The organism is uncultured Paenibacillus sp. (assembly GCF_963515335.1).
Lineage (GTDB): Bacteria > Bacillota > Bacilli > Paenibacillales > Paenibacillaceae > Paenibacillus_I.
This window is the reverse complement of sequence record NZ_CAUPYC010000044.1, coordinates 26,673-33,512: the sequence shown is the minus strand read 5'-3', so window position 1 is coordinate 33,512 and position 6,840 is coordinate 26,673. Positions and strand designations below refer to the sequence as shown.

Annotated in this window: 7 protein-coding genes; all 7 read left to right on the top strand. The window is 63.8% G+C overall.

What is annotated here, in order from left to right; genetic code table 11:
* Positions 1-997: methylenetetrahydrofolate reductase (locus tag RWM61_RS13935; protein WP_314001774.1), on the top strand; the 997-nt coding region annotated here is incomplete at its 5' end.
* 223 nt (positions 998-1,220) lie between these two features.
* Positions 1,221-1,481, top strand: coding sequence for an extracellular matrix/biofilm regulator RemA (remA, locus tag RWM61_RS13930; RefSeq protein WP_020615370.1), 261 nt, complete (start codon positions 1,221-1,223; stop codon positions 1,479-1,481).
* 14 nt (positions 1,482-1,495) lie between these two features.
* Positions 1,496-2,119: a guanylate kinase gene (gene gmk, locus RWM61_RS13925; RefSeq protein WP_314001766.1), complete on the top strand. Its 624-nt coding sequence runs from the start codon at positions 1,496-1,498 to the stop codon at positions 2,117-2,119.
* A gap of 16 nt (positions 2,120-2,135) precedes the next feature.
* A complete protein-coding gene (rpoZ, locus tag RWM61_RS13920) occupies positions 2,136-2,348 on the top strand; it encodes a DNA-directed RNA polymerase subunit omega (RefSeq protein ID WP_314001763.1) in 213 nt (70 codons plus the stop codon).
* 79 nt (positions 2,349-2,427) lie between these two features.
* A complete protein-coding gene (coaBC, locus tag RWM61_RS13915) occupies positions 2,428-3,735 on the top strand; it encodes a bifunctional phosphopantothenoylcysteine decarboxylase/phosphopantothenate--cysteine ligase CoaBC (RefSeq protein WP_314001761.1) in 1,308 nt (435 codons plus the stop codon).
* On the top strand, positions 3,732-6,296 hold the full coding sequence (gene priA, locus RWM61_RS13910) for a primosomal protein N' (RefSeq protein ID WP_314001759.1): 2,565 nt from the start codon (positions 3,732-3,734) through the stop codon (positions 6,294-6,296). The genes coaBC and priA overlap by 4 nt, the downstream gene beginning before the upstream one ends.
* Positions 6,297-6,354: 58 nt before the next feature.
* Positions 6,355-6,840: a peptide deformylase gene (gene def / locus RWM61_RS13905; protein WP_314001757.1), complete on the top strand. Its 486-nt coding sequence runs from the start codon at positions 6,355-6,357 to the stop codon at positions 6,838-6,840.

The following is a 6,840-nucleotide window of genomic DNA, read 5'->3' as shown; positions in this document are numbered from 1 at the left end:
GCCGGACGCCGAGCCGGCGCCGCGCGAGGGCGCCGAACGGGAAGCCCGGCCGGCGGAAGCCGCGGGCGGCGCGGGAGCGGGCACGGGCTTCGGCCCGTCGATCGTCGATCTCGTGCGGGAACGCCATACGGTCATCGTCGAGCTTGATCCGCCGCGCGACCTCGACATCCGCAAGTTCATGGACGGGGCGGCCGCCTTGAAGTCCGCCGGAGCCGACGCCGTGACGATGGCGGACAACTCGCTCGCCGTGACGCGGATGAGCAATCTCGCGCTGGCCGCGATCGTGAAGGAGCGGATCGGACTGCGCCCGCTCGTTCATATCGCCTGCCGCGACCGCAATCTGATCGGCACGCAATCGCATATGATGGGGCTCGACGCGCTCGGCATCGACCATGTGCTGGCGGTAACGGGAGATCCGGCCCGCTTCGGCGATCTGCCGGGCTCCAGCTCGGTGTACGACCTGACGTCGTTCGAGATGATCCGGATGATCAAGCAGCTCAACGACGGGACGGCCTTCTCCGGCAAGCCGCTGAAGCAGAAGGCGAATTTCGTCGTAGGCGCCGCTTTCAATCCGAACGTCAAATATTTGGACAAAGCGATCCGGCGGCTGGAGCGCAAAATCGAATCCGGCGCCGATTACATTATGACGCAGCCGGTCTACGACACGGAGCTGATCGCGCGGATCGCGGAGATGACGAAGCATTTGCCCGTTCCGGTGTTCATCGGCATCATGCCGCTCGCGAGCGGCCGCAACGCGGAATACCTGCATAACGAGGTGCCGGGCATTCAATTGTCGGACGATGTCCGCAAACGGATGGCCGGATTGGAGGGCGAAGCGGGGCGCGCCGAAGGCGTGCGGATCGCGCAGGAGCTGCTGGACGCGGCGATCGGACATTTCAACGGCATTTATCTGATTACTCCTTTTTTGTTCTACGACATGTCGGTGCGGCTTACGCATTACGTCATGGAAAAAACGAGCCGCAAAGCGACGGTTTAGCCGCATAGCTCGCTTTTTCGGACGCGTACGCTTTTTCTCTTGTTCCTGCGTGAAAAATGAATTAAAATATGGGGTAATGGACGAAGTGCGGCGCGAACGTATGCTCTCTCTCTTTTTCGTCAAGAATAGACTGCATATGTCGCAGGTACGAGCAATCATCTGTTCATGCTTAAGAGCAGCGAGGCAAGGGATCGGCAGTAGGAAGACCGGAGGGGACCAGGCCATGGCAATCAAACTCATCAATATCGGTTTCGGGAACATCGTTTCGGCTAACCGGATCATCTCGATCGTAAGTCCGGAGTCCGCGCCGATCAAGCGGATCATCCAGGAGGCAAGGGACCGCCACATGCTGATCGACGCCACTTACGGCAGGCGCACGCGTGCCGTCATCATCACCGACAGCGACCACGTCATTCTGTCTGCGGTTCAGCCGGAGACGGTCGCGCACCGCTTGTCGACCAAGGATGACGACCACGACGAATAAAGATGGAGCGTAACATGACAAAGGGACTGTTAATCGTATTGTCCGGTCCGTCCGGCGTCGGGAAAGGAACCGTCTGCTCGGTGCTCAGGCACAAGATGCCCGAGCTCGTATACTCCGTCTCGGCGACGACGCGCAAGCCGCGGCAGGGCGAAATCGACGGCATCAATTATTTTTTCAAAAGCAAGGAGCAGTTCCAGGACATGATCGCCCGGGACGCGCTGCTCGAGTATGCCGAATACGTCGGCAACTATTACGGCACGCCGCGCGATTTCGTCGACAAGACGATCGCCGAGGGCAAGGACGTCATTCTGGAAATCGAGGTCCAGGGCGCGTTGAAGGTCAAGGAAAAATTTCCGGAGGGCGTCTTTATCTTCTTGCTGCCGCCGTCGCTTGACGAGTTGAAGCAGCGGATTACGGGACGGGGAACGGAAACGGCCTCGGTGATCGATCACCGCATGTCGGTCGCGGTAGACGAGATGGCCCTTATCCGCCATTACGATTATGCGGTCGTCAACGACGAGATCGATGCGGCCTGCCACCGGATTCAGAGCATCGTAACGGCGGAGCACTGCCGCCGCGAACGGTTCCTGGATGGATACGCGGAGCTGCAGGCGGTCATTGAGAAAGCAAAAGCTTGAGCGAGGTGAATAGACGATGTTATATCCGTCGATTGATGAGATGATGAAGAAGGTTGACAGCAAATATTCCCTGGTCGTCGCGGCATCGCGGCGCGCGCGGATGCTGAGGGACGGCACGGCTTCGGAGCTGAAGGGCCCGAAATCGCACAAATATGTAGGCGTCGCGCTGGAAGAGATCTACGGCGACCTGGTTCAGGTCGAATCGGATCCGAATGCGAAAAATGAATGAATGAACGGCGACAACCCTCGAAGATGCGGGTTGTTCTTTTTTTAGAAGCGAGGCAAAAGCCGCAAGGGGGGCGTTGGGATTGACAGCATCCGTTCTGAAGGGAAAAACGATCGTGCTCGGCATCACGGGAGGCATTGCCGCTTACAAGGCTGCCGCATTGTGCAGCAGGCTTGTGCAGGCCGGCGCGGACGTTCACGTCATCATGACCGAATCGGCGGTTAAGTTCATTGCGCCGCTCACGCTGCAGACGCTGTCCCGGCACCATGTTCACACGGACACGTTCGACGAGCGCGACCCCTCGGCGGTGTCCCATATCGATCTCGCGGATCGGGCCGACCTTGTGGTGATCGCCCCTGCGACCGCGAACATTTTGGCCAAAATGGCGCACGGGCTGGCGGACGATATGCTGAGCACGACGGTGCTCGCCACAACCGCGCCGGTGCTTGTCGCGCCGGCCATGAACGTGCATATGTACGCCCATCCGGCCGTGGCTGACAACATCCGCCTGCTCGGGCAGCGGGGAGTCCGCTTCGTGGAGCCTGGAACGGGGCAGCTCGCATGCGGCTACGTCGGCAAAGGCCGATTGGCCGAGCCCGACGAGATTGCAAGGGCTGTGGAGGCCTGCTTCGAGGAGCGCGGCAGCCTGGCGGGCCGCCGGGTGCTGGTGACGGCCGGCGGAACGATCGAGCGGATCGATCCGGTGCGCTATATAACGAACGACTCCTCCGGGAAAATGGGGATCGCCGTCGCCGAAGCCGCCCGTGATCTGGGCGCCGACGTGACGCTTGTGGCGACCCGGTCCGTCGGCGCGCTGCCGGAAGGCGTGCGGACGGTCACGGTGGAATCGGCGGCGGACATGCTGGAAGCGGTTATGGACCGGTTCGACGAGTCGGATATCGTCGTGAAGGCGGCGGCCGTCGCCGACTACCGCCCGGTCGTCAAGCATGACGCGAAGCTGAAAAAAACCGGCGGCCGGCTCGTCATCGAGCTGGAGAAGACGGCCGACATTCTGGAGGAGGCGGGCCGGCGCAAGACGGGCCAATTCCTTGTCGGCTTCGCGGCGGAGACGAACGACATCGCCTTATACGCGATGGACAAGCTGCGCCGCAAAAACTGCGACCTCATCGTCGCGAACGACGTGACGGCCGAGGGCGCGGGGTTTAACGGCGATACTAATGCGGTGCAGTTGTTCGACGAGGGCGGCCTGGCGGCGGAGTGGCCCGTGCTGACCAAAAGGGAGGTGGGGCTGCGGCTGATGCGGCTGGTCGCCGAGCGGCTCGACGCCCGGCCGGGCAAGCGGCCCGATGCGCCGTCGGGTGCGCGCGACGGTGCCGGCGGCCTCGCCGGTCCAAAAGGCACGGTGTACGGGGAGGAGGCGGACTCATGATTGCGCGCGTCATTGTCGACGTGCCGAGCCGGCAGACGGACCGGCCGTTCGACTATGCGGTGCCTGCCCCGATGCGCGGCTGGATCGAGGTCGGCAGCCGGGTGGCGGTGCCGTTCGGCGGCCGAACGCTGCAGGGCTTTGTCGTCGGCTTCGCCGAGCAAGCCGAAGTGGAGGCCGAGCGGTTGAAGCCGATCGCGGAGCTGCTCGATCCGATGCCGCCGCTGCGGCCGGATCTGATCGAGCTGGCCCGGTGGATGAGCGGCACCTACTGCTGCACGTGGACGACCGCGCTGCAGGCGATGATTCCGGCGGCGCTCAAAGGCAAGGCCGAGCGATTTATTTACATATCGGAGAACGGCTTCGAATACGATAAAAGCGGGGTGGAAGCGGCCGCGGCCGCTGAAACCGCGGCGGACGAAGCCGGCCAATTGACGTTGATGCCCCGTCTGCCGGAGGAGCTGCTGCGGCATGTGGCACGCCACTCGCCGGTAAAGCTGAGCGCGCTGCAGCAGCGTTTTCCCGAGTGGGACGGTCTGCTCAAGGAAGCGCTGCGCGAGGGTCTGCTCGCCGAGACGGTGTCCGTGCGCAACCGGGTGTCCGTGCGGAGCGTGCTGACCGTGTTTCCGCCGGACGACCGGGAAGCGGCCGCAGCCGCCCTGGCGGAAATGCCCGCCCGCGCGGCTAAGCAGCGCGTGATGCTCGCGCATATGCTGGAGCTCGGGCAACCGGTGCCGCTGCGGAAGCTGCTGGCGGAAACCGGCGGGTCCGCGGCGAGCGTGAAGGCGCTGGCGGACAAGGGGCTGCTCCGCATCCAAGAGGTGCAGGAGGACCGCGATCCCTATGCGGGACGGCACTTCGTGCGGACGCAGCCGCTGCCGCTTACGGAGCGGCAGCAGAGCGCTTATGCGCGCATTGCCGAGGCGGTTGAGGAGGGAGAGGCAAGAACGATGCTGCTGCAGGGAGTGACGGGCAGCGGTAAGACGGAGGTTTACCTGCAGGCGATCGAGCGGTGCTTGGGCGGCGGCAAGCAGGCGATCGTGCTTGTGCCCGAGATCGCGTTGACACCGCAGATGGTCGAGCGGTTCAAGGGGCGGTTCGGCGACGCGGTCGCCGTGCTGCACAGCCGCCTGTCGACCGGAGAGCGATACGACGAATGGCGCAAAATCCGCGAGAAGCGGGCGAAGGTGGCGATCGGCGCCCGGTCGGCCGTGTTCGCGCCGTTCGAGCGGATCGGGCTGATCGTCATCGACGAGGAGCACGAGACGTCCTACAAGCAGGAGGAGAGCCCGAAATACCACGCGCGCGACGTCGCGGTGCGCCGCGCGGCGCAGCACGGCGCGGTCGTCGTGCTCGGATCGGCGACGCCGTCGCTCGAGACGTTCGCCGCGGCCGGCTTCGGCGCGCCGGCGGCGGACGGAAAGCCGCGGCGGGCGGAGCTTATTCCGCTGCCCGACCGGGTCGGCGGTCGGCCGATGCCCGCAGTCGAGGTGGTCGACATGCGCGAGGAGCTGAAGTCCGGCAACCGCTCGATGTTCAGCAGAAGGCTGCACGAGGCCCTGGCCGAGCGGCTCGAGCGCGGCGAACAGGTAGTGCTGCTCCTGAACAGGCGCGGCTACAGCACGTTCGTCATGTGCCGGTCCTGCGGGTACACGGCAGGCTGTCCGCACTGCGACATCTCGCTGACATTCCATCAGAAAAGCCGGATGCTGCGCTGCCACTACTGCGGGCACGCCGAGCGGACGCCGGAGACGTGCCCGTCCTGCGCAAGCGAGCATATCCGTTATTTCGGGACGGGAACGCAGAAGGTTGAGGAGGAGCTGGCCAAGCTTTTTCCGGGCATACGCGTCATCCGGATGGATGTCGACACGACGTCCGAGAAGGGCTCCCACGAGAAGCTGCTGACCGCGTTCGGCCGGCGGAAGGCCGACGTGCTGCTCGGCACGCAGATGGTCGCCAAAGGGCTTGATTTTCCGTATGTAACGCTGGTCGGGGTGATCGCGGCGGATACGTCGCTGCATTTGCCCGATTTTCGCTCTGCGGAGAAAACGTTCCAGCTGCTCACCCAGGTGGCGGGCCGGGCGGGGCGCCACGAGCTGCCGGGAGAGGTCGTCGTGCAGACCTATTCACCGGAGCATTATTCGGTGCAAACCGCGAAGCGCCACGATTACGAATCGTTCGTGCGGGAGGAGCTTCGGCAGCGCAGGGTGCTGTCGTATCCGCCGTTCTGCCGGCTGGTGCTGATCACGCTTTCGCATGAAGAGTTGCCGCTGCTCGTGTCGACCGGGGAACGGTTCGCGGAGGAACTGCGCAACGCGGCCGCCGGGGAAGGGCTGCTCGCTCCGCTCGAGGCGGGGGCAGAGCGCGCGCTGGAGCTGCTCGGACCCGTCGCGTCGCCGATTCCGCGGCTGAAGGATCGCTACCGTTTTCAATGTATGATAAAATATCGGGGACGAATCGACGCGGCGGCGCTCGTGCGCAAGGCGATGGCCCCGTTCACGGAGGGCGCTTCGTCCGGCGGCGTGCAGTTCAGCGTCGACGTCGATCCGCAGGTTATACTGTAAACCTTGCCGGATGTCCGGCACCCCTATCACCTACAAAGCAAAGGCAGGGAACGTCATCATGGCCATTCGGCTGATCGTGAAGGACCCGGATCCCGTTCTGCGGGAGCGGGCGAAGGAAGTGAGCAAATTCAACGCCAATCTGCACAAGCTGCTGAAGGACATGGCGGAGACGATGTACGACGCGGAGGGCGTCGGTCTCGCCGCGCCGCAGGTCGGCATTCTGAAGCGGGTCATCGTCGTGGACGTGGGCGAGGAGACCGGCTTGATCGAGATGGTGAACCCCGAGATCGTCGAGCGGGAGGGCGAGCAGCTCGGGCCGGAGGGCTGCCTGAGCATTCCCGGCATAAGCGGCGATGTCCGCCGTGCGCAGCGGGTCAAGGTGAAGGGCCTGGACCGCGACGGCAAGCCGTTCGAGGTGGAGGCGACCGATTTCATGGCGCGGGCGTTCCAGCACGAGATCGATCATTTGAACGGCGTGCTGTTCACGGACATCGCGGAAGAGCTTTACGATACGTCGGCGAAATCGAGAAGAAGCGGAGAGTGA